General features: G+C 60.9%; 18 protein-coding genes. 8 read left to right on the top strand and 10 right to left on the bottom strand.

The genetic code is table 11. The features are described from left to right. Positions 1-286: 286 nt before the first annotated feature. From LCH64_RS16090 to LCH64_RS16055, 8 genes are read left to right on the top strand one after another with little or no spacing between them, the layout of a single operon-like run. Positions 287-1201 carry a GDP-mannose 4,6-dehydratase gene (locus LCH64_RS16090; RefSeq protein WP_003229752.1) on the top strand — a complete coding sequence of 305 codons (915 nt, stop codon included), beginning with the start codon at positions 287-289 and terminating at the stop codon, positions 1199-1201. After that, positions 1198-2166, top strand: a complete 969-nt coding sequence (gmd, locus tag LCH64_RS16085) for a GDP-mannose 4,6-dehydratase (RefSeq protein WP_226500724.1) — start codon at positions 1198-1200, stop codon at positions 2164-2166. The genes LCH64_RS16090 and gmd overlap by 4 nt, the downstream gene beginning before the upstream one ends. A gap of 3 nt (positions 2167-2169) precedes the next feature. Then, entirely contained in the window at positions 2170-3612 is a 1443-nt protein-coding gene (locus tag LCH64_RS16080) for a mannose-1-phosphate guanylyltransferase/mannose-6-phosphate isomerase (protein ID WP_003229756.1), read from the top strand. Then, the gene (locus LCH64_RS16075; protein WP_003229757.1) at positions 3613-4410 is read left to right on the top strand and encodes an ABC transporter permease; all 798 of its coding nucleotides are present in this window, start codon (positions 3613-3615) and stop codon (positions 4408-4410) included. It abuts the gene before it with no gap. Next, positions 4410-5663, top strand: a complete 1254-nt coding sequence (locus tag LCH64_RS16070; protein ID WP_226500723.1) for an ABC transporter ATP-binding protein — start codon at positions 4410-4412, stop codon at positions 5661-5663. The genes LCH64_RS16075 and LCH64_RS16070 overlap by 1 nt, the downstream gene beginning before the upstream one ends. Then, a complete protein-coding gene (locus tag LCH64_RS16065) occupies positions 5660-7027 on the top strand; it encodes a glycosyltransferase family 1 protein (RefSeq protein ID WP_226500722.1) in 1368 nt (455 codons plus the stop codon). The genes LCH64_RS16070 and LCH64_RS16065 overlap by 4 nt, the downstream gene beginning before the upstream one ends. Next, complete coding sequence (locus LCH64_RS16060) at positions 7011-8141, top strand: glycosyltransferase family 1 protein (RefSeq protein WP_226500721.1); 1131 nt, start codon at positions 7011-7013, stop codon at positions 8139-8141. The genes LCH64_RS16065 and LCH64_RS16060 overlap by 17 nt, the downstream gene beginning before the upstream one ends. Beyond that, positions 8142-9272 (top strand): glycosyltransferase family 4 protein, encoded by a 1131-nt coding sequence (locus LCH64_RS16055; RefSeq protein ID WP_103484008.1) that lies wholly within the window; start codon positions 8142-8144, stop codon positions 9270-9272. Between the two features lie 141 nt (positions 9273-9413). On the opposite strand, the gene LCH64_RS16050 is transcribed toward LCH64_RS16055, so the two are convergent. The 10 genes from LCH64_RS16050 to atpA form a co-directional block, all read right to left on the bottom strand. Beyond that, positions 9414-11444, bottom strand: coding sequence for a pyridoxamine 5'-phosphate oxidase family protein (locus LCH64_RS16050; RefSeq protein WP_226500720.1), 2031 nt, complete (start codon positions 11442-11444; stop codon positions 9414-9416). Positions 11445-11504: 60 nt separating this feature from the next. After that, entirely contained in the window at positions 11505-12131 is a 627-nt protein-coding gene (locus LCH64_RS16045; protein ID WP_226500719.1) for a glutathione S-transferase, read from the bottom strand. A gap of 102 nt (positions 12132-12233) precedes the next feature. Next, positions 12234-13160, bottom strand: a complete 927-nt coding sequence (locus LCH64_RS16040) for a LysR family transcriptional regulator (RefSeq protein ID WP_226500718.1) — start codon at positions 13158-13160, stop codon at positions 12234-12236. Between the two features lie 75 nt (positions 13161-13235). Then, positions 13236-15068: a glutamine--fructose-6-phosphate transaminase (isomerizing) gene (glmS, locus tag LCH64_RS16035; protein ID WP_226500717.1), complete on the bottom strand. Its 1833-nt coding sequence runs from the start codon at positions 15066-15068 to the stop codon at positions 13236-13238. A gap of 2 nt (positions 15069-15070) precedes the next feature. Next, a complete protein-coding gene (locus LCH64_RS16030) occupies positions 15071-15847 on the bottom strand; it encodes a DeoR family transcriptional regulator (RefSeq protein ID WP_045122690.1) in 777 nt (258 codons plus the stop codon). A 228-nt stretch (positions 15848-16075) separates the two neighbouring features. Next, on the bottom strand, positions 16076-17443 hold the full coding sequence (gene glmU / locus LCH64_RS16025) for a bifunctional UDP-N-acetylglucosamine diphosphorylase/glucosamine-1-phosphate N-acetyltransferase GlmU (protein WP_226500716.1): 1368 nt from the start codon (positions 17441-17443) through the stop codon (positions 16076-16078). Between the two features lie 117 nt (positions 17444-17560). Further along, complete coding sequence (locus tag LCH64_RS16020) at positions 17561-17986, bottom strand: F0F1 ATP synthase subunit epsilon (RefSeq protein ID WP_003229772.1); 426 nt, start codon at positions 17984-17986, stop codon at positions 17561-17563. Positions 17987-18031: 45 nt separating this feature from the next. Continuing rightward, positions 18032-19408 carry a F0F1 ATP synthase subunit beta gene (atpD, locus tag LCH64_RS16015; RefSeq protein WP_003229774.1) on the bottom strand — a complete coding sequence of 459 codons (1377 nt, stop codon included), beginning with the start codon at positions 19406-19408 and terminating at the stop codon, positions 18032-18034. Between the two features lie 27 nt (positions 19409-19435). Next, positions 19436-20296 (bottom strand): F0F1 ATP synthase subunit gamma, encoded by an 861-nt coding sequence (gene atpG / locus LCH64_RS16010; RefSeq protein WP_003229775.1) that lies wholly within the window; start codon positions 20294-20296, stop codon positions 19436-19438. A 50-nt stretch (positions 20297-20346) separates the two neighbouring features. After that, positions 20347-21891, bottom strand: a complete 1545-nt coding sequence (gene atpA / locus LCH64_RS16005) for a F0F1 ATP synthase subunit alpha (RefSeq protein WP_003229777.1) — start codon at positions 21889-21891, stop codon at positions 20347-20349. Between the last annotated feature and the right edge of the window lie 15 nt (positions 21892-21906).

Genomic DNA, 21906 nt, shown 5'->3' with positions numbered 1-21906 from the left:
TGCAGTAACGCTGAACAACACCGGGAGAACGCGACGAGGGGCATTCTAAACACATCCGTCGAGGATTCGCGAACCACCCGGCGAGAATAAATCAGGCTACTCTGACGAGAACTGACCAGTCACGGTTTGGCCTGTTGAAATTGCTGCGTAATTGGCACAGATTGGCAACCAAACAACTACAACAATGACTTCGCCCGATGTCCGACCGGTATTTACCAGCGTTCTGACAGACACGCCCATAGAGGCTGTGGGAAATGGCGAAGATTCAAGACCAAGGGGTCGCGGTTTGAAAAAGCGTCTGTTCGTCACGGGGCTGGGTGGATTCGTGGGGCAACATATCCAGTCGCGTCTGGCGTCGCCTGATTCGACATGGCAGCTGCTGCCTGGCGCATCGCCCTACGACCTCACGGTGCCGGACAGTCTCGTCGACCTGTGGCCGCAATTGCCCGACGCGGTGATTCATCTGGCCGGCCAGACGTTTGTTCCCGAAGCCTTCCGCGATCCGGCCCGCACCCTCGAGATCAATCTGCTCGGCACCCTCAATCTGTTACAGGCCCTCAAGGCTCGCGGTTTTGCCGGCACGTTCCTGTACGTCAGCTCCGGCGATGTCTACGGCCAGGTCGCCGAATCCGCCCTGCCGATCACCGAACAACAACCGCCCTGCCCGCGCAATCCCTACGCGGTGAGCAAACTGTCGGCAGAATTTCTCAGCCTGCAATGGGGCTTGAGCGAAAGCTGGCCGGTGCTGGTGGCGCGGCCGTTCAACCACATCGGCAGCGGGCAGAAAGACAGCTTTGTCATCGCCAGCGCTGCGCGCCAGATCAACCGCATCAAACAGGGCCTGCAAGCCCCGCAACTGGAAGTCGGCGACATTGACGTCACGCGGGACTTCCTCGATGTCGGCGATGTGCTCTCGGCTTATTTCGCACTGCTGGAAAAAGGCACGCCGGGGCAGGTGTACAACATCTGCTCGGGCCGCGAGCAGAGCATCCGCAGTCTGATCGAACAGCTGAGCGATCTGGCGCAGGTCCAGGTGCAACTGGTTCAGGATCCGGCACGCATGCGTCGTGCCGATCAGCGTCGCGTTTGCGGCAGTCACGCACGACTGACCCAAACCACAGGATGGACGCCTGAAATCACAACACAACAATCCCTGCGGGCGATCCTGTCCGACTGGGAGCAGCGAGTACAACAAGAATGAAAAGTGCATTGATCACAGGGATCACCGGTCAGGACGGCGCCTATCTGGCCAGACTGTTGCTCGACAAGGGTTACAAGGTTCACGGCCTGGTTGCCCGGCGCAGCAGCGATTCGCGCTGGCGCCTGCGCGAGATGGGCGTCGAAGCCGACATCGAGTACCTCGATGGCGACATGGCTGACGCCTGCTCGGTGCAGCGCGCAGTCATCAAGTCAGCCCCGGACGAGGTCTACAACCTTGCCGCGCAAAGCTTTGTCGCCGCGTCCTGGAATCAACCGGTGACCACCGGCATCGTCGATGGCCTGGGCGTGACCCACCTGCTCGAAGCGATCCGCCAGTTCAGCCCGCACACGCGTTTCTATCAGGCCTCCACCAGCGAAATGTTCGGCCTGATCCAGGCCAAGCAACAGGACGAGAACACCCCGTTCTACCCGCGCAGCCCCTACGGCGTGGCCAAGCTCTATGGCCACTGGATCACCGTCAACTACCGCGAAAGCTTCGACCTGCACGCCAGCAGCGGCATCCTCTTCAACCATGAATCGCCGCTGCGCGGCATCGAGTTCGTCACCCGCAAGGTCACCGACGCCGCGGCCCGCATCAAGCAGGGCAAGCAGCAGGAACTGGCCCTGGGCAACATCGACGCCAAACGCGACTGGGGTTTTGCCGGTGACTACGTCGAAGCCATGTGGCTGATGCTGCAACAGGACAAACCTGACGATTTCGTGGTCGCCACCGGCGTCACCACCACCGTGCGCGAAATGTGCCGCATCGCCTTCGATCACGTCGGCCTGAACTACCGCGACTACGTGAAGATCGACCCGGCGTTCTTCCGCCCGGCCGAAGTCGAAGTGCTGCTCGGCAACCCGGCCAAGGCTCAGCGCGTACTGGGCTGGAAGCCGAAAACCGATCTGGACACCTTGATCCGCATGATGATGGATGCGGACATGAAACGCGTCGCCAAGGAGTAGGTCATGCTGATCCCCGTGATTCTGTCCGGCGGTGCCGGTACTCGTTTGTGGCCGGTGTCCCGCGAGGGCCATCCCAAGCCGTTCATGACCCTGCCCGACGGCCAGTCGCTGCTCGGCAAGACCTACCAGCGGGCGGCAGCATTGCTCGACGGCTGGGGCGACATCGTCACGGTGACCAACCGCGAGTACTACTTCCAGAGCAAGGATCACTATTGCGCCGCCCACGTGTCGCGCCATCGCGGGCACTTCCTGCTGGAGCCGACCGGGCGCAACACCGCCCCGGCGATTGCCGCAGCGGCCCTGTCACTGCAGGCGCTGCACGGCGACAACGCAATCATGGTGGTGATGCCCGCCGACCATTTGATCGTCAACCAGGACGCACTCAAGAGTGCCGTCGAACACGCGGTCAACCTGGCGAAGGACGGTTATCTGGTGACCTTCGGTGTGCTGCCGACTGCCCCGGAAACCGGCTTCGGCTACATCGAGACCGGCGCGCCACTGGACGCCAGAGGCGCGGCGAAAGTGCAGCGTTTCGTGGAAAAACCCGATCTGCAGACCGCCACGCATTACCTGGAAAGCGGCAACTTCCTGTGGAACTCGGGCATGTTCTGTTTCACCACCGCGACCGTGATCAACGAGCTGCAACGGCATGCCCCGGAGCTGCTGGAACAGACCCGCGCGTGCATGGACGCCAGCGCCCCGGTGGAAACCGTCGGCTGCCTGCAACAGGAACTGTCACCGGCGTTGTTCGCCGAAATCACCGACATATCCATCGACTACGCCTTGATGGAGCGCTCGGAAAAAGTCGTGGTGGTGCCCGCCGGTTTCGACTGGAGCGACATCGGCTCCTGGGGCGCCGTGGCCGCACTGGTGCCGGCCGATGCCGACAACAATCGTGCCAGTGGCGAAGCGGTCTTCATCGACAGTCACAACAACTTCGTGCAGAGCGAAGGCCGGCTGGTGGCCGCCGTCGGTGTGGATAACCTGATCATCGTCGACACCGCCGACGCCGTGCTGGTGGCCCACGCCGACCGCGCTCAGGATGTGCGGCGTGTCGCCAAGCAGCTCAAGGACAAATCCCACGAAGCCTATCGCCTGCACCGCACCGTCAGCCGGCCATGGGGCACCTACACCGTGCTCGAGGAAGGTCCGCGCTTCAAGATCAAGCGCATCGTGGTCAAGCCCGGCGGCAAGCTGTCGCTGCAAATGCACCATCACCGCAACGAACACTGGGTCGTGGTCGAAGGCATGGCCAAGGTCACCAACAACGGCACGGGCACCCATCTGGTGGCCAAGAACGAATCGACGTTCATCGCCGCCGGACACCGGCATCGCCTGGAAAACCCTGGCGTGATCGACCTGGTGATCATCGAAGTGCAAAGCGGCGAATACCTGGGTGAAGACGATATCGTGCGCTTCGAAGACCAATACGGCAGGACGGATTGAATGCTGCTTTCCCTTTACCGCTCGCTGCACAGCTACCGGGGTTTCATCCTCGGCAGCGTGCAGCGGGAGTTTCAAGCGCGGTACCGCAACTCACTGTTCGGCGCTCTGTGGCCGATCTTCAATCCGCTGTCGATGATCATCGTCTACACCGTGATCTTCTCGCACATCATGCGCGCGCGCCTGCCGGGTGTGGACGACAGCATGGCCTACAGCGTCTATCTCTGCGCCGGGTTGCTGGCCTGGGGAATGTTTTCGGAAATCACCCTGCGCAGCCAGACCATGTTTCTGGACAACGCCAACCTGCTGAAGAAAATCAGCTTCCCGCGTATCTGCCTGCCGGTGATCGTGCTGATCAACGCCGGGATCAATTTCGCGATCATCATCGCCCTGTTTCTGGGTTTCCTGCTGGTCACCGGACGCTGGCCGGGCATGGCGCTGCTGGCGCTGATTCCGCTGATCGCGCTGCAAATGATGTTCTGCGCCGGGCTGGGAATGATTCTTGGCGTGTTGAACGTGTTCTTCCGTGATGTCGGCCAGCTCTTCGCCATCTGCCTGCAGTTCTGGTTCTGGCTGACGCCGATTGTTTACCCGATCACGATCCTGCCAGAGTGGGTCCAGCGTCTGTTGCAGCTCAACCCGCTGACCAGCCTGATCGGCAGCTATCAGAACCTGTTCCTGTATGGGCAATGGCCGGTCTGGAGTTCGCTGCTACCGGCGTTCATCGCCGCCGTGCTGATGTGTCTGATCGGCCTGCGCCTGTTTCGCCAGCGCGTCGGCGAAATGGTGGATGAACTCTGATGGGGCATATTCGCGTTACAGGCCTGGGCAAGGCCTATAAACAGTACCCGACGCGCTGGAGTCGCCTGGCGGAATGGCTGATACCTTTTTCACCCGTTCGTCACCATCAGCACTGGGTACTGCAGGATGTCGCGTTCGAGATCGCGCCCGGCGAGGCGGTGGGGATCGTCGGCGCCAACGGTGCGGGCAAGAGCACGTTGCTGAAGATGATCACCGGCACCACTCAGCCCACGTGCGGCAAGATCGAAATCGAAGGTCGCGTGGCCGCACTGCTGGAGCTGGGCATGGGCTTTCACCCGGACTTCACCGGTCGCCAGAACGCGTTCATGGCCGGGCAGTTGCTGGGCCTGCAGGTCAGCGAGATAGAAGCGCTGATGCCGGACATCGAACACTTCGCGGAAATCGGCGAAGCCATCGACCAGCCGGTCCGCACCTACTCCAGCGGCATGCAAATGCGCCTGGCGTTCAGCGTCGCCACCGCGCGGCGCCCGGACATTCTGATCGTCGACGAGGCCCTGTCGGTGGGTGACGCCTACTTCCAGCACAAGAGCTTCGAACGCATCCGCAGCTTCCGCAAGGCCGGTACCACTTTGCTGATCGTCTCCCATGATCGTTCGGCCATCCAGTCGATCTGCGATTCGGCCATCCTGCTCAAGGATGGGCGCATGGCCCTGTACGACAAGCCGGAAGTGGTGCTCGACTATTACAACGCCCTGATGGCCGAACGCGAAGGGCAGATCGTGCGTCAGGAAATGCTCGCCGGCGGCGAAGTGCAAACCGTGTCCGGCACCGGCGAGGCAGGCATTCTGAGTGTGCGCCTGCTGGACGAACACGATCGCGCCATCGACGCTGCCGAGGTCGGCCAGCCAGTGGTACTGGAAGTTCAGGTGGAGGTTCGGCGCGACATTGAACGACTGGTGCTCGGCTTCATCCTCAAGGATCGTCTGGGCCAGATGATGTATGGCATCAACACCCATCGTCTGAACAAGGCTCTGACTGACCTGCACGCCGGCGAACGCTTCACTTACCGCTTTGCCTTCGTCATGGGCCTGGGCAAGGGCAACTATTCCGTATCGCTGAGCCTGTCACGCCTGGACTCGCACCTGGACCGCAACTTCGAATGGCGCGATTACGGCCTGGTGTTTCATGTGATCAACAACCGCCAGGAAGATTTCGTCGGCTGTTCCTGGCTCAACGCCAAGACCTCGATCACCCGCCATACCGAGGCAGAGCTGACCGAGCGTGCACCATGACCCGGCTGCTGGTGGAGTGCACCCACGTCTTCAAGCACCCGACGATCAACTCCGGTATTCAACGAGTGGTGCGTAACGTCATCAAGCAACTGCCCGAGCGGGTGGGTGATGTCGAGTGCCTGCCGGTGATTTCGCTCAGGGACCAGCTCTATCGGGTCACACGCCTGGCCCCGCTGGACTCGCCTTTGCTCAACGCCGTTGCGACCTTTGGCGAGCGGCTGGAACGCCTCGCCCACCGATTCTGGCAGTGGCACCAGCGCCTTGATCCACGCTGTCCGTCGAAATTCACCCGACGCATTCTGTACGTCGCTTACCGGCTGACCTCCTTCGGCTTGTTTGGTTGTCCGCTACGCCTGATCAGACTGATGAACCGCAAGCAACTGCTCAAGCGCTGCACGCCACTGCAATATCAGCCTGGCGACCAGTTGGTGCTGCTGGATTCATCCTGGCATTCGGACTTTTTTCCCCACGTCGAACAACTCAAGCGTGACGGGGTGGGTATCGTCGCCGTGATCTACGACCTGATCCCGCTGACCCACCCGCAGTTCTACGACACGCGGCTGGTGCAGGTCTTCAGCGCATGGTTCGACTGGATCACCCGCACCGCCGATGGCTACATGGCGATTTCCGCAACGGTGCGTGATCAGCTGCGCGCCGAACTGCAGCGACGGGTCGGCCCGGCACGCACCGACAGACTCTGGTTCGATTATTTCCATCTCGGCTCCGAACTGGATCTGCACAGCGCCAGGTCTACGGTCGAACCGCGCCTGCAACAACTGTTCAGTACACCGGAGCCCGTGTTCCTGATGGTCAGCACCATCGAACCGCGCAAAAACCACACGTACCTGCTCGATGCCTTCGAGCAGGCCTGGGCCGCCGGCTGCACGGCGCGGCTGTGCATCGCCGGACGCATCGGCTGGAAGTGCGACGCTCTGCTCGCCCGGGTGCACAATCATCCTGAACTGAATCGCCGCCTGTTCATGTTCAACGAGTTGAGCGACACCAGCCTCGAACATGCCTACGCCCACGCCAGTGCGCTGGTGTTCCCCTCGTTTGTCGAAGGCTTTGGCCTGCCACTGGTAGAAGCCATGCAGCGCGGCTTGCCGGCGATGGGCAGCGACATCGCGGTGTTCCGCGAAATCGGCGGCGAGTTCATGGCCTACTTCGATTTGCAGGATCCGCAAAGCCTCGCCGACTTGATCATCCGATTCCAGCAAAGCGGTCAGTTCCCCGCTGCTCGCAATGTGGCTGACTGGCGCTGGATCGGCTGGCGCGAGGCCAGCGCCCAATTGACCGAACGCACCGCACACAACGTCCTGAAAGCGCCATCGGCGCCAGCGAGGCCGTATGCGCATTGCCCTTAACGCCCGGATTCTGCAGGCTCCGCGCACCGGCATCGGCCATTACGTCGCCGAACTGGTTCGCGCCTTGCGCAGCACCACCGATGTCGAAGTGGCGCTGTTCCACGGCTGGGGCTGGAGTTCGGCGCTGCCGGAAGCGGCGATGCCCGGCTATTCGCGCCTGACGCCGCTGCTGCGGCAGATCCCCGGCGCCTATCAGGCACGGCGCTGGCTGGAGCAGAAACGCTTCGATCAGGGCCGCACGCAAGGCATCGACCTGTATCACGAGCCGAGCCTGTGGCCACTGGCCTTCGATGGCCCGACCGTGATCACCCTGCACGACCTGACCCATCTGCACTTTCCTGATTCGCAACCGGCGGCGCGCCTCAAGGAAATCGAACGGCGCCTGGCTGCTGGCGTGCAACAGGCGCAACGGATCGTGACCGACTCACAGGCGATCGCCGACGAAGCCCAAGCCTACTTCGGCCTGCCGGCCGAGCGTTTCGTGGTGGCGCCACTGGGTGTGGCCGAGCGCTTCCACCCACGGGAACCACACGCCATCGAAGCGGTGCTCAAAGCGCATGCCGTTGCCGCGCGAGAATATTTTTTGTGTGTCGGCACCCTGGAACCGCGCAAGAACCTGAGCCTGGCCCTGCGTGCCCACGCCTTGCTGCCGGATGCCGTACGCCAGCGCTTTCCGCTGCTGATCGTCGGCATGGCCGGCTGGCAACAGGCCCAGTTCAGCGACGAACTGCGCCAGGCCCTGGCGTCAGGACACGTTTGCCTGCTCGGCTATCTGCCGGATGAACACGTCGCCCAGCTGCTGGCGGGCGCCCGGGCGCTGGTGTTTCCATCACTGTATGAAGGTTTCGGTCTGCCGGTCCTGGAAGCAATGGCCAGCGGCACCCCGGTGATCCTCACCCGATCTTCAGCCATGCCGGAAGTTGCCGGCGCGGCAGGCAACTACATTGAACCTGACGATGCACACGGCTTGCGCGATGCGCTGAATCGCCTGATCGACGATCAAGCGCATTGGCGGGCCTGCCGAGAAGCCGGACTGCACCGGACGCGGCTTTTTTCCTGGGTACGTTGCGCACAGGCCACCGCCGGTGCCTACCGCCAGGCCATGGGAGGCTGAATGCGAGTTCTTCACTTTTTCAAAACCTACTTGCCTGACTCGGTCGGCGGCATCGAACAGGTGATCTTCCAGCTGTGCGAAAGCGGCGCGCATCATGGCATCGACGGTCAGGTGCTGACCCTCAGCGCCGATCCGACCCCACCCGTGGTGCAACTCGGTCAACATGAAGTGCATCGCGCCAGACTCGACATCCAGTTCGCCTCCACCGGTTTTTCCTGGAGCGTGTTCAAACAGTTTCGCGAGCTGGCCGCCGAAGCCGATGTGGTCAACTACCACTTCCCCTGGCCGTTCATGGACCTGGTGCACTTCGCCAGCGGCATGAACAAGCCGAGCGTGGTGACCTACCACTCGGACATCATCCGCCAGAAGCATCTGCTCAAACTCTACCGACCGCTGATGAACCGCTTCCTCGCCAGCGCCGACCGGATTGTCGCGGCATCGCCGAACTACCTGCACACCAGCGACGTGTTGCAGCAGTTCCAGGACAAGACCCGGGTGATTCCGTACGGCTTGAACAAGGCCGGTTATCCACAGGCGGACAGCGAACGCATGAATCGCTGGCGCCAGCAGCTTGGGGATAAGTTTTTCCTGTTCGTCGGGGTCATGCGTTATTACAAGGGCCTGCACATCCTGCTCGATGCCTTGAAGGACGTGGACTATCCGGTGGTAATTGTCGGCGCCGGGCCGCTGGAACTGGAGCTGCATGCCCAGGCCGCTGCGCTGGGCCTGCGCAATATCCACTTCCTCGGACGTCTGGGCGATGAAGACAAGGTCGCCCTGCTGCAACTGAGCTACGCCATCGTGTTCCCGTCGCACCTGCGCTCCGAAGCGTTCGGCATTTCGCTGCTCGAAGGCGCGATGTACGGCAAACCGATGATCTCCAGCGAAATCGGTACCGGCACCAGCTACATCAATATCCACAATGAAACCGGCCTGGTGGTTCCCCCGAGCAATCCACTGGCGTTTCGCGAGGCGATGCGCACCTTGTGGGAAAACCCGGAGCGCGCGGCAGCCATGGGCATCAAGGCCGAGGCGCGTTACCGGCAGCTGTTCACCGCTGACGAAATGGCCCGCAAGTGGACCGAGCTTTATCAGGAGCTGCTGGAAGAGAAAGACCTGTCCTACGCCTGACCCGTTGCTGAAACACATCCCCTGTGGGAGCGGGCTTGCTCGCGAAGGCGGTCTTTCAGTAAACAATCATGTCGACTGACCTGACGCCTTCGCGAGCAAGCCCGCTCCCACAGGGGGGTTGTCGTGATTTCAAATGAGCCGTCAGAGATCCAGCACCAGCGGCTGTTCACTCAGCGCCGGCACCGCGCAGCAAATCAGCACCTGCCCCGCTTCCGGCATGTCTGCCGGGGGCTGTGGATAATTCACCGCGCCACTGAGCAACCGCGTCTTGCAGGTGCCGCACGAACCTCCACGGCAACTGAACTCGGGGCGCAGGCCACGGCTTTCCGCCAGCTCCAGCAGACTGCCGCCGTCCGGCTGCCAGCGCACCTCTTTGGCCGAGCGTTCGAACACTACCGGTACCGAAGTGATGGCGGCCGGCGGCTGCTCGATGACCACGGCATCAGGGTCCGGCTGGCGCTTGAGCGTCGAAGGGCCGAAGGTTTCGGCATGGATCCGCGCATCGCGAATATCGAGGTCGCGCAGGCTGTCGTAGACGCTTTGGGTAAAAGCGCCGGGGCCACAGACCGCAAAATCGATCTGGTCGTAATCCTCGACGTCCAGCAGATCGCGCAGCACCGCAGCGTCGATGCGCCCGCGCAGATCGAAATCTTCGCCCTCCTGCAGATCGGCCTCCGGCTGACTGAGCAAGCGCACCACCCGCACTGCATCGCCAGCATTTTCCAGCAAGCGGTCCAGTTCCTGGCGAAACGGTTGATCAGCCAGGCTGCGCGAACTCTGCAGCAGCCACGTCGGCCGGATTCTGCGGGTGCGCAGGCCTTGATAAACCACCTCGCGCAGCATCGACAGCAATGGCGTGATACCAACCCCCGCTGCCAGCAACACCAGCGGTCGTTGCTCCAGCGGCGCCACCGTGAAGTGCCCCTGCGGCGCCCGCGCCTCGAGGATATCGCCGACCCGGATCTGCTGATGCAAATGGCCTGAGACCAAGCCCTCGCGTTTCACACTGATACGCAGGAAATCATCCGATGGCGCACTGGACAGGCTGTAAGTGCGAATAGGCGTTTCATCACCCAGCTTGAAGCGCAGCGGCAGATGCTGGCCGGCCTGAAACACCGGCATCCCCGCGCCATCGTCCGGTTGCAGATAAATCGAGCGGATGTGCTGGCTTTCGCGCTCGATGCGGGTCACCCGCAGCGGCCGCCAGCGGTCACCCAGTGCCTTGGCCTGCAAGCGTGCATCGGCCTGGGCCCAGGTGCCGGTCAACAGGCTGGTGGGCGACATGCCATAGAAGCGCCAGCGCAAGGCCAGCGCCGCCGGACGCCACACCCGTTGCTCCACCTCGAATGTCCAGAGGCGTTCAGCGCCTTGAAAGGCTTCGATCTGCGGCCCTTCCAGAATGATCTCGGTACGCCCGCTCAGGTGCAGCAGATCACCTGTGGAAAAGTCGATGAACAGCAGTCCCGCACGGGGGTTGAGCAACAGATTACCGAGGGTGTTGAAGTGCAGATTGCCGGCGAAATCGGGAATGGTCAGGCGATTCCCCTCGACCCGGACAAACCCGGGCTGACCGCCGCGATGGGAAACATCCACCGCACGCTGCCCGTCGACCTCGACGTAACTGGCGACGAAGAAGGTGTCGGCGCCTTCGATCATGGCCCGGGCCGCGTCGTCAAGACCATTGCCATGCTGCGCTGGCCGCGTCTGCGGATCACTCAGCGGCACGCGCTGGAACTGGCGCAGTTGAATGTATTGCGGACAGTTGCCGAACGACTGATCCACCGTCACCGCGAAACCGCTGGCGTCGAGGTTGCCGACGCGACCGTTGAGACGATTGCGCCGCCGGGTGTGCAGCTCGATGCCGAGCAAACCGATGGCGGCGCCGTCGTGCAGTTGCGCCGGATCATCGGCCGCCGGCAGGCTGGACAATTGCAGGTGCTGCGGATCGGGCGAACCGGCAAACCCCGGCGCGCCTTCGAGCACGCTGGCCCATGGACGCCCCTCGGCATCGACCGCGCCGTACAGCATGAACGGTAATTGCGCATAGAACGCGCGGTGTTGATCCGGCATCCAGTCGCGAATCACCTTGCGGCCGAAGGTTTCCATGCGTTCGGCAACGCCGACATGGGCCTGCAGTTGTTGCTCGCCAGCGTGCCACGGTGAACGTTCCATCACGCATCTCCCCGCGCCGCTGGCGCACTGTGGATAACTCGATCAGATCGGGCCGAACCCTCAGGCAGTCTTCTGCAGACCGGCGACGGTACGCGGCATGCCGACAAAACCGCGCAAGGCTTCGACACGCGCCAGCCAGGCACGCACATTGGCGTAGTCATCCAGTGACACGTTGCCTTCCGGCGCATGGGCGATGTAGCTGTAGGCGGATACATCAGCGATGGTCGGCTCGCTGCCGGCGAGGTACGGGGTCTTGCCCAGTTCCAGTTCCATCACCTTGAGCAGGTTGTGCGCGCGGGTGATCAGTTCCTCGGCATTCAGTTGCGCGCCGAACACCGTGACCAGGCGTGCTGCCGCCGGGCCAAAGGCAATCGGCCCCGCCGCCACCGACAACCAGCGCTGGACCCGCGCAGCGCCCAGCGGATCGGTGGGCAGCCAGCGGCCATTGCCGTACTTGAGCGCCAGATACACCAGAATCGCGTTGGAATCGGCCAGCACCACGCCGCCATCGTCGATCGCCGGCACCTGACCGAAACTGTTGATCGCCAGATACGGCGCCTGCTTGTGCTCACCCTTGGCCAGATCGACCAGGATCAGTTCAGTCGGCAGTTGCAGCAGGGACAGCATCAGCTCCACCCGATGGGCGTGGCCGGAACGCGGGAAGTTGTAGAGTTTGATCGCTTGCATGGTCGACTCCGCTGGAGGTGGCGCCGTTCGGGATGGCAGCGCCGATGGAGGCCATCTTCCCCCCATCCTCAAAGCAATAGAATCACCAGCAATCGCAATCGATTATTTCACCTGATGAAATAACGCCGCGTTCTGCAGCGCCGGATGCTCACGCAGGGCCTTCACCGCATGGTCGACAAAACTGCGCACCCGCGCCGGCGCCTTGCGGCCGCCCTGATACACCACGTGGATCGGCAGCGGCGGCAGTTCGAAGTCGGCGAGGACGATTTCCAGCTCACCTGACGCCACCTTGCCGGCGACTTGATAGGACAACACCCGGGTCAGCCCCAACCCCAGGCAGGCCGCCGCAATCGCCGCCTGATTGGCGGTGACCACCAGCCTCGGCTCGGGCCGCACGCTGATCGCTTCGCCCTGGTCCACAAACGGCCAGCTACGCAACTGGCCGATGGACGAAGTCGCCACCACCGGCGTGCCGGCCAGGGCCTGCGGATGCTCGGGACGACCGTGCTGTGCCAGATAGGCCGGCGAAGCACAGATCACCCGCCGCACCTCGCCGACACGGATCGCGTGCTGATTGCTGTCCGGCAACTCACCGATGCGCACCGCGACATCAATGCCCTCCTCGACCATGCTCACCACCCGATCGACCAACAGCGCATTGATCGAAACGTCCGGGTACTGCGTCAGATAGCCGGCCATCAGCGGCGTGACGAACAACTCGCCGAACAAAACCGGCGCCGTCACCGTCAATTGCCCACGGGGCTGGGCGTGACTGCCGGCCGCCGAATCCTCGGCTTCCTGCACCTCGACGAGAATTCTCCGACAGTCTTCCAGATAACGCTGACCGGCCTCGCTGAGGTGCACATTGCGCGTGGTACGAATCAACAACTGCGTACCGATGCGCTGCTCCAGCGCCGCCACCGCCCGGGTGACACTGGCGGCGGACAAACCCAGACGTCGCGCCGCTGCCGAGAAGCCCTGCTCCTGGGCCACCGTGGCGAAGATCTGCATTTCCTGGAAGCGGTCCATGGATGTCCTCGAATCAGATACAAAAATCGCAGCCGAGGCTGCGATTTTTGCGGGTCAATGTCAGCTGTGGATAACTTATTCCACCGTCACCGACTTGGCCAGGTTGCGCGGCTGGTCGACGTCGGTGCCCTTGAGCACGGCGACGTAGTAGGACAACAACTGCAGCGGGATGGTGTAGAGGATCGGCGAGAGGATGTCGTGGATGTGCGGCATCTGCACCACGTGGGTGCCTTCGCCGTTGGTCATCCCGGCTTTCTCGTCGGCGAACACGATCAGTTCACCGCCACGGGCACGGACTTCCTGCAGGTTGGACTTGAGCTTCTCCAGCAGTTCGTTGTTCGGCGCCACGGTGACCACCGGCATGTCGTTATCCACAAGCGCCAACGGACCGTGTTTCAGCTCGCCAGCAGGATAGGCTTCGGCGTGGATGTAGGAGATTTCCTTGAGCTTCAGGGCGCCCTCCATCGCCACCGGGAATTGCGCGCCACGGCCGAGGAACAGGGTGTGGTTCTTTTCGGCGAACAGCTCCGAGATTTTCTCCACCGTACTGTCCATCGCCAGCGCTTCGCCCAGACGAGTCGGCAAGCGACGCAGCTCTTCCACCAAAGTGGCTTCGACGTCTTTGCCCAAGGTCCCGCGCACCTGACCCAGAGACAGGGTCAGCAGCAACAGGCCAACCAGTTGCGTGGTGAACGCCTTGGTCGAGGCCACGCCGATTTCGCGACCGGCCTGGGTCAGCAGAGTCAGGTCGGACTCACGCACCAGCGAGCTGATGCCGACGTTGCAGATTGCCAGGCTGGCGAGGAAGCCTAGCTCTTTGGCGTTACGCAGCGCGGCCAAGGTGTCGGCGGTTTCGCCGGACTGTGAGATGGTGACAAACAACGTGTCCGGCTGCACCACCACCTTGCGGTAGCGGAATTCGCTGGCGACTTCGACCTGGCAAGGAATACCGGCCAGTTCTTCGAGCCAGTAACGCGCAACCATGCCAGCGTGATAGCTGGTACCGCAGGCGACGATCTGCACGTTGCGCACTTTGGCGAACAGCTCGGCAGCCTGTGGACCGAAGGCCTGCACCAGTACCTGATTCGGGCTCAGGCGACCTTCCAGGGTGCGCTGTACCACAGACGGTTGCTCATGGATTTCCTTGAGCATGTAGTGACGGAATTCGCCCTTGTCGGCGGCTTCGGCGCCATCGCTGTATTGCACGGTCTGGCGCTCGACGGTTTTGCCTTCAACGTCCCAGATCTGCACGCTATCGCGGCGAATTTCGGCGATATCACCTTCTTCAAGGTACATGAAGCGGTCAGTGACCTGGCGCAGGGCCAACTGGTCGGACGCGAGGAAGTTCTCGCCCAGGCCCAGGCCGATCACCAACGGGCTGCCACTGCGTGCAGCAACCAGGCGATCCGGTTGCTGTGCATTGATCACGGCCAGACCGTAGGCACCGTGCAGTTCCTTGACCGTGGCTTTAAGCGCGACGGTCAGGTCAGGCTGATCCTTGAGTTTGTGGTTCAGCAGGTGAGCGATGACTTCGGTGTCGGTGTCCGAAGTGAACACGTAACCCAGCGCTTTCAGTTGTTCACGCAGGGCTTCGTGGTTTTCGATGATGCCGTTGTGCACCACGGCGATATCGCCGGAAAAATGCGGGTGCGCGTTACGCTCGCACGGTGCACCATGGGTCGCCCAACGGGTGTGGGCGATACCGAGACGGCCAACCAGCGGCTGTGCGGCCAGCGCTGTTTCCAGTTCGCTGACCTTGCCCGGACGGCGCATGCGCTCAAGCTTTTCATCGTTGGTGAAAACCGCCACGCCGGCACTGTCATAGCCACGGTATTCAAGGCGCTTGAGGCCTTCGAGCAGGATGGCGGTGATATTACGTTCAGCAACTGCGCCAACAATTCCACACATGCTTATTTCTCCTGACTGACAGCCGCGCAAATCACGGTGATACCGCGGGCCTGAATCTGATCGCGTGCATCGATAGGCAGGCGATCATCGGTAATGAGGGTATGGACGCTGCTCCACGGCAGCTCCAGGTTGGGAATCTTGCGGCCGATCTTGTCGGCCTCGACCATCACGATCACTTCCCGCGCCACGTCGGCCATCACCCGGCTCAAACCGAGCAGTTCATTGAACGTGGTGGTACCGCGCACCAGATCGATGCCATCAGCGCCGATAAACAATTGGTCGAAGTCGTAAGAGCGTAGTACCTGCTCGGCCACCTGGCCCTGAAAGGATTCCGAATGCGGATCCCAGGTGCCACCGGTCATCAGCAGCACCGGTTCGTGTTCGAGTTCGCTCAAGGCGTTGGCAACGTGCAGGGAGTTGGTCATGACCACCAAGCCCGGCTGCAGGCCAAGCTCGGGAATCATCGCGGCGGTGGTGCTGCCGCTGTCGATGATGATGCGGGCGTGCTCGCGAATGCGTTTGACGGCAGCGCGGGCAATTGCCTGTTTGTATTTCGAAACGCTCTGGCCGGGTTCTGCCACCAGTTCCTGCGGCATGGTGATCGCCCCGCCGTAACGGCGCAGCAACAGTCCATGGCTTTCCAGCGCGGCCAGATCCTTGCGGATCGTAACTTCCGATGTTTCGAAGCGCTTGGCCAGTTCATCCACACTGACTTCGCCCTGCTCATTGAGCAAGGCGAGGATGTTGTGCCGGCGTTGGGGCGTGTTGCGTTTCGACATGGCGGTTTAAGTTTCGATTCGAAAGATATCGGAAGCAATCAAAACCTATTGGCCATAAATCGTCAAGCGACAGATCGAAAATTTTAGAAACGACCCAGACGAATGTGGGAGCGGGCTTGCTCGCGAATGCGGAGGGTCAGTCACTGAAATGTGAAACTGAAACGACGCATTCGCGAGCAAGCCCGCTCCCACATTTGGATTCAAGCATTAAGTGCAGCTGTGGATAACTCAGTTCTTCTTGATCTTTTCCGGCCGCTTCCAGCCATCAATATTTTTCTGCCGCGCCCGACCCACGGCCAACTGCGCGTTATCCACATTCTGCGTGATAGTCGAGCCAGCCGCCGTGGTTGCACCGGACGAGATATCCACAGGCGCCACCAGCGAGTTGTTGGAGCCGATGAACACGTCCTCGCCCAACACGGTTTTCCACTTGTTGGCGCCATCGTAGTTGCAGGTAATGGTGCCCGCGCCGATATTCGTGCGCGCGCCGATCTCGGCATCGCCCAGGTAGGTCAGATGCCCGGCCTTGGCGCCCTCGCCCATGCGGGCATTTTTGAGTTCGACGAAGTTACCCACATGTGCGCGCGCTTCGAGCACTGTGCCTGGGCGCAGACGGGCGAACGGACCGGCATCGCTGCCTTCACCGAGAACCGCACCTTCGATGTGGCTGTTGGCCTTGATCACCACGCCTTTGCGCAAGGTGCTGTCCTTGATTACACAGTTCGGGCCGATCACCACGTCGTCTTCAATAACAACGTTGCCTTCGAGAATCACGTTGACGTCAATCAGCACATCGCGACCAACGGTCACTTCACCGCGCACATCGAAACGCGCCGGGTCACGCAGGGTCACGCCTTGCGCCATCAGCCGGCGGCCGGCGCGCAACTGGTAATGTCGCTCCAGCTCGGAGAGTTGCTTGCGATCGTTGGCGCCCTGCACTTCCATCGGGTCGTGCGGTTGTTCAGTGGCGACCACGAGGCCATCGTTGACCGCCATTTCGATCACGTCGGTCAGGTAGTACTCGCCCTGTGCGTTGTTGTTCGACAGGCGGCCCATCCAGTCAGCCAGACGATTGGCCGGAACGGCGAGGATACCGGTGTTGCCTTCGGTGATTGCGCGCTGAGCTTCGCTGGCATCTTTATGCTCAACGATGGCGGCAACCTTGCCGTTCGCGTCGCGCACGATACGGCCGTAACCGGTCGGATCTTCGAGCTCTACCGTCAACAGGCCCATCTGGCCCGGTACGACGTGCTTGAGCAGACGCTGCAGGGTTTCGACTTCGATCAGCGGCACATCACCGTAGAGAATCAGCACGGTATCGGCGGTGATGAACGGCACAGCCTGAGCCGTTGCATGACCAGTACCCAATTGCTTGTCCTGCAGCACGAAATTCAGATCGTCAGCCGCCAGGCGCTCGCGCACCACATCGGCACCGTGACCGATGACCACGTGGATGCGCTGCGGATCAAGCTGCCGCGCGCTGTGGATAACATGGCCAAGCATGGAATTGCCGGCGACCGGATGCAGCACTTTCGGCAACGCCGAACGCATACGGGTGCCTTGACCGGCCGCGAGGATAACGATTTCGAGAGACATGACTGGCTACCAATCCTGGGTGGTCAGCAACTGCGACCGGGTTGTAAAAATCGGAAAAGAAAAAAGGGTAGCCGAGGCTACCCTTTTTTATCAATCGCACAACAAGTGGCTGACGGATTAACCGCCAAACTTCTTGCGGATCTGCTGGACGGTGCGCAGCTGAGCTGCAGCCTCGGCCAGACGTGCGGACGCAGCTCCGTAATCGAAATCTGCGCTCTTCTCGTGCAGAGCAGCTTCGGCAGCCTTGAGGGCTGCTTGAGCCTGAGCTTCATCCAGGTCGGCGGCACGTTGCACAGTGTCGGCAAGAACCTTGACCATGTTCGGCTGAACCTCGAGGAAACCACCGGAGATGTAGAACACCTCGGTTTCCCCGCCTTGCTTGATCAGGCGGATCGGACCTGGCTTCAGATTAGTGATCAGCGGCGCGTGACCCAGAGCGATACCAAGATCACCCAGTGCACCGTGCGCAATCACCATCTCGACCAGGCCGGAAAAGATTTCCCCTTCCGCGCTGACGATATCGCAATGGACTGTCATAGCCATCTGATTGCCTCAACCTAAATTAGCGCCCGTTGCCGGGCGCCGGGATTACAGTTTCTTGGCTTTCTCGATCGCTTCTTCGATGCCGCCAACCATGTAGAACGCTTGTTCTGGCAGGTGGTCGTAGTCACCGTTGAGGATGCCTTTGAAGCCAGCAATGGTGTCTTTCAGGGAAACGTATTTACCCGAAGCACCGGTGAAGACTTCAGCCACGAAGAACGGCTGCGACAAGAAGCGCTGGATCTTACGAGCACGGTTTACCAACTGCTTGTCGGCTTCCGACAGCTCGTCCATACCCAGGATCGCAATGATGTCCTTCAGCTCTTTGTAGCGCTGCAGCACGTACTGAACACCGCGAGCGGTTTCGTAGTGCTCGTTGCCGATCACGTTCGGATCCAGCTGACGCGAAGTCGAGTCCAGTGGGTCTACCGCCGGGTAGATACCCAGGGAAGCGATGTCACGGGACAGAACGACGGTGGCGTCCAAGTGGGCGAAGGTGGTAGCTGGCGACGGGTCAGTCAAGTCGTCCGCAGGTACGTATACCGCCTGGATCGAAGTAATCGAACCTTGCTTGGTCGAAGTGATGCGCTCTTGCAGCACGCCCATCTCTTCAGCCAGAGTCGGCTGATAACCTACTGCCGAAGGCATACGGCCCAGCAGTGCGGATACTTCGGTACCGGCCAGGGTGTAACGGTAGATGTTGTCGACGAACAACAGAACGTCGTTACCTTCGTCACGGAACTTCTCGGCCATGGTCAGGCCGGTCAGTGCTACGCGCAGACGGTTTCCCGGCGGCTCGTTCATCTGACCGTAAACCAGTGCCACTTTGTCCAGAACGTTGGAGTCCTTCATCTCGTGGTAGAAGTCGTTACCCTCACGAGTACGCTCACCCACACCGGCGAACACGGAATAACCGCTGTGCTCGATGGCGATGTTACGGATCAGTTCCATCATGTTTACGGTTTTGCCTACACCGGCACCACCGAACAGACCGACTTTACCGCCCTTGGCGAACGGGCAAACCAGGTCGATAACCTTGATGCCGGTTTCCAGCAGCTCGTTGCCACCAGCTTGTTCAGCGAAGGAAGGAGCGGCGCGGTGGATACCCCAGCGCTCTTCTTCGCCGATCGGGCCAGCTTCGTCGATCGGGTTGCCCAGTACGTCCATGATCCGGCCCAGAGTCGCTTTACCGACCGGTACGGAGATGGCTGCGCCAGTGTTGTTGACGCCCAGACCGCGCTTCAAGCCTTCGGTCGAGCCCATCGCAATGGTACGTACCACGCCGTCGCCCAGCTGCTGCTGAACTTCCAGAGTGGTTTCGGCGCCTTGAACCTTCAAGGCGTCGTAGATGCTCGGTACGCTGTCGCGTGGAAATTCCACGTCGATAACGGCGCCGATGATTTGAACGATACGTCCGCTACTCATAGCTGGATCCTCTGAATATTTGAACCGTTAAACCGCGGCAGCGCCGCCGACGATTTCCGAGATCTCTTGGGTGATCGCAGCCTGACGCGCCTTGTTGTAGATCAGCTGCAAATCGCTGATCAAATCACCGGCGTTGTCGGTAGCGTTCTTCATCGCGATCATCCGCGCAGCTTGTTCGGCCGCGTTGTTCTCGACCACCGCCTGGTACACCTGCGACTCCACGTAGCGCACCATCAAGCCGTCAAGCAGCTCTTTGGCGTCTGGTTCGTAGAGGTAGTCCCAGTGGTGCTTGAGTTCTTGATCCGGGGTCGCCACCAGTGGAATCAACTGCTCCACGGTAGGCTGTTGCGTCATGGTGTTGATGAACTTGTTGGATACCACGGACAGGCGGTCAATACGGCCGTCCAGGTAGGCATCCAGCATCACCTTGACGCTGCCGATCAGATCATTGATCGACGGCTCTTCACCCAGGTGGCTGATAGCTGCAACGACGTTACCGCCGAAGTTGCGGAAAAAGGCCGCACCCTTGCTACCCACTACACACAGATCAATCTCGACGCCGTTTTCGCGGTTTACCGCCATGTCCTTGACCAGGGCCTTGAACAGGTTGGTGTTCAAGCCGCCGCACAGACCACGGTCACTGCTCACTACGACATAACCGGCACGCTTTACTTCGCGGTCGATCATGAACGGGTGGCGGTATTCCGGGTTGGCGTTGGCCAGATGCCCAATTACCTGGCGGATACGCTCCGCATAAGGACGGCTAGCAGCCATGCGCATTTGTGCCTTGCGCATTTTGCTGACCGCCACTTTTTCCATGGCGCTGGTAATTTTTTGCGTGCTTTTGATGCTCGCAATCTTACTGCGAATCTCTTTTGCGCCTGCCATGTAACACCTATCAGGTTAGCAAGCGGGAGCCTTGCGGCTCCCGCTGCGGCTTACCAGGTTTGGGTGGCCTTGAACTTCTCGATACCGGCTTTGAGGCCAGCGTCGATTTCGTCATTGAAGTCACCTTTAACGTTGATCTTGGCCATCAAATCGGCGTGATCGCGGTTGAAGTAAGCAATCAGCGCTTGCTCGAAGCTGCCGATCTTGGCGATTTCAATGTCAGTCAGGAACCCACGCTCAGCGGCATACAGCGACAGCGACATGTCGGCGATCGACATTGGCGCGTATTGCTTCTGCTTCATCAGCTCGGTAACGCGCTGACCATGCTCAAGTTGCTTACGGGTCGCTTCGTCCAGGTCAGAAGCGAACTGGGCGAATGCCGCCAGTTCACGGTACTGAGCCAGAGCGGTACGGATACCACCGGACAGCTTCTTGATGATCTTGGTCTGCGCGGCACCACCCACACGGGATACCGAAACACCGGCGTTCACTGCAGGGCGGATGCCCGAGTTGAACATGGCCGATTCCAGGAAGATCTGACCGTCGGTGATGGAAATCACGTTGGTCGGAACGAACGCGGAAACGTCGCCAGCTTGGGTTTCGATGATCGGCAGTGCGGTCAGGGAACCGGTTTTGCCGGTCACTGCGCCGTTGGTGAACTTCTCTACGTACTCTTCCGAAACGCGGGATGCGCGCTCCAGCAGACGGGAGTGGAGATAGAACACGTCGCCTGGGTAAGCTTCACGGCCTGGTGGACGGCGCAGCAGCAGGGAAATCTGGCGGTAAGCCACTGCCTGCTTGGACAGATCGTCATAAACGATCAGCGCGTCTTCACCGCGGTCGCGGAAGAATTCACCCATGGTGCAACCGGAGTACGGAGCCAGGAATTGCAGTGCTGCAGATTCCGAAGCGCTCGCTGCAACGATGATGGTGTTAGCCAGTGCACCGTTTTCTTCCAGCTTGCGAACCACGTTGGCGATGGTCGATTGCTTCTGACCAATTGCCACGTAGACGCAGAAAATGCCGCTGTCTTTCTGGTTGATGATCGCGTCGATCGCCAGAGCGGTTTTACCGATCTGACGGTCACCGATGATCAGCTCACGCTGGCCACGGCCGACAGGGATCATGGCATCGACAGCCTTGTAGCCAGTCTGTACAGGCTGGTCTACCGACTTACGCCAGATCACGCCCGGTGCAACTTTCTCGACCGCGTCGGTCTCGGTGTTGCCCAGTGGACCTTTGCCGTCAACAGGGTTACCCAGTGCGTCGACTACGCGACCCAGCAGTTCCTTACCAACCGGAACTTCGAGGATGCGGCCAGTGCACTTGGCGCTCATGCCTTCAGCCAGACTGGTGTATGCGCCCAGTACAACGGCACCTACGGAGTCTTGCTCCAGGTTGAGGGCCATACCGTAGACGCCGCCCGGAAACTCGATCATCTCGCCGTACATGACGTCGGCCAGACCGTGAATCCGCACGATGCCGTCAGATACGCTGACGACAGTGCCTTCGTTACGGGCTTGGGAGGTCACATCGAGCTTTTCGATGCGGCCCTTGATAATTTCACTTATTTCGGAAGGATTGAGTTGCTGCATTGCTCTGCTGCCCCT

The sequence above is a fragment of the Pseudomonas sp. MWU16-30322 genome (assembly GCF_020515535.1).
In the GTDB taxonomy this organism is placed as follows: domain Bacteria; phylum Pseudomonadota; class Gammaproteobacteria; order Pseudomonadales; family Pseudomonadaceae; genus Aquipseudomonas; species Aquipseudomonas fluorescens_H.
The sequence above is the reverse complement of the archived record's forward strand: the minus strand, read 5'-3'. Positions and strand labels throughout refer to the sequence as shown.

Coding starts and splice junctions, on each gene's coding strand:
- LCH64_RS16065 (WP_226500722.1), top strand. CDS start 5,660: ATGACCCGGCTGCTGGTGGAGTGCACCCACGTCTTCAAGCACCCGACG.
- atpA (WP_003229777.1), bottom strand. CDS start 21,891: ATGCAGCAACTCAATCCTTCCGAAATAAGTGAAATTATCAAGGGCCGC.
- gmd (WP_226500724.1), top strand. CDS start 1,198: ATGAAAAGTGCATTGATCACAGGGATCACCGGTCAGGACGGCGCCTAT.
- LCH64_RS16070 (WP_226500723.1), top strand. CDS start 4,410: ATGGGGCATATTCGCGTTACAGGCCTGGGCAAGGCCTATAAACAGTAC.
- LCH64_RS16055 (WP_103484008.1), top strand. CDS start 8,142: ATGCGAGTTCTTCACTTTTTCAAAACCTACTTGCCTGACTCGGTCGGC.
- LCH64_RS16045 (WP_226500719.1), bottom strand. CDS start 12,131: ATGCAAGCGATCAAACTCTACAACTTCCCGCGTTCCGGCCACGCCCAT.
- LCH64_RS16060 (WP_226500721.1), top strand. CDS start 7,011: ATGCGCATTGCCCTTAACGCCCGGATTCTGCAGGCTCCGCGCACCGGC.
- LCH64_RS16050 (WP_226500720.1), bottom strand. CDS start 11,444: ATGGAACGTTCACCGTGGCACGCTGGCGAGCAACAACTGCAGGCCCAT.
- LCH64_RS16075 (WP_003229757.1), top strand. CDS start 3,613: ATGCTGCTTTCCCTTTACCGCTCGCTGCACAGCTACCGGGGTTTCATC.
- glmU (WP_226500716.1), bottom strand. CDS start 17,443: ATGTCTCTCGAAATCGTTATCCTCGCGGCCGGTCAAGGCACCCGTATG.
- LCH64_RS16020 (WP_003229772.1), bottom strand. CDS start 17,986: ATGGCTATGACAGTCCATTGCGATATCGTCAGCGCGGAAGGGGAAATC.
- glmS (WP_226500717.1), bottom strand. CDS start 15,068: ATGTGTGGAATTGTTGGCGCAGTTGCTGAACGTAATATCACCGCCATC.
- LCH64_RS16030 (WP_045122690.1), bottom strand. CDS start 15,847: ATGTCGAAACGCAACACGCCCCAACGCCGGCACAACATCCTCGCCTTG.
- LCH64_RS16080 (WP_003229756.1), top strand. CDS start 2,170: ATGCTGATCCCCGTGATTCTGTCCGGCGGTGCCGGTACTCGTTTGTGG.
- LCH64_RS16040 (WP_226500718.1), bottom strand. CDS start 13,160: ATGGACCGCTTCCAGGAAATGCAGATCTTCGCCACGGTGGCCCAGGAG.
- atpD (WP_003229774.1), bottom strand. CDS start 19,408: ATGAGTAGCGGACGTATCGTTCAAATCATCGGCGCCGTTATCGACGTG.
- atpG (WP_003229775.1), bottom strand. CDS start 20,296: ATGGCAGGCGCAAAAGAGATTCGCAGTAAGATTGCGAGCATCAAAAGC.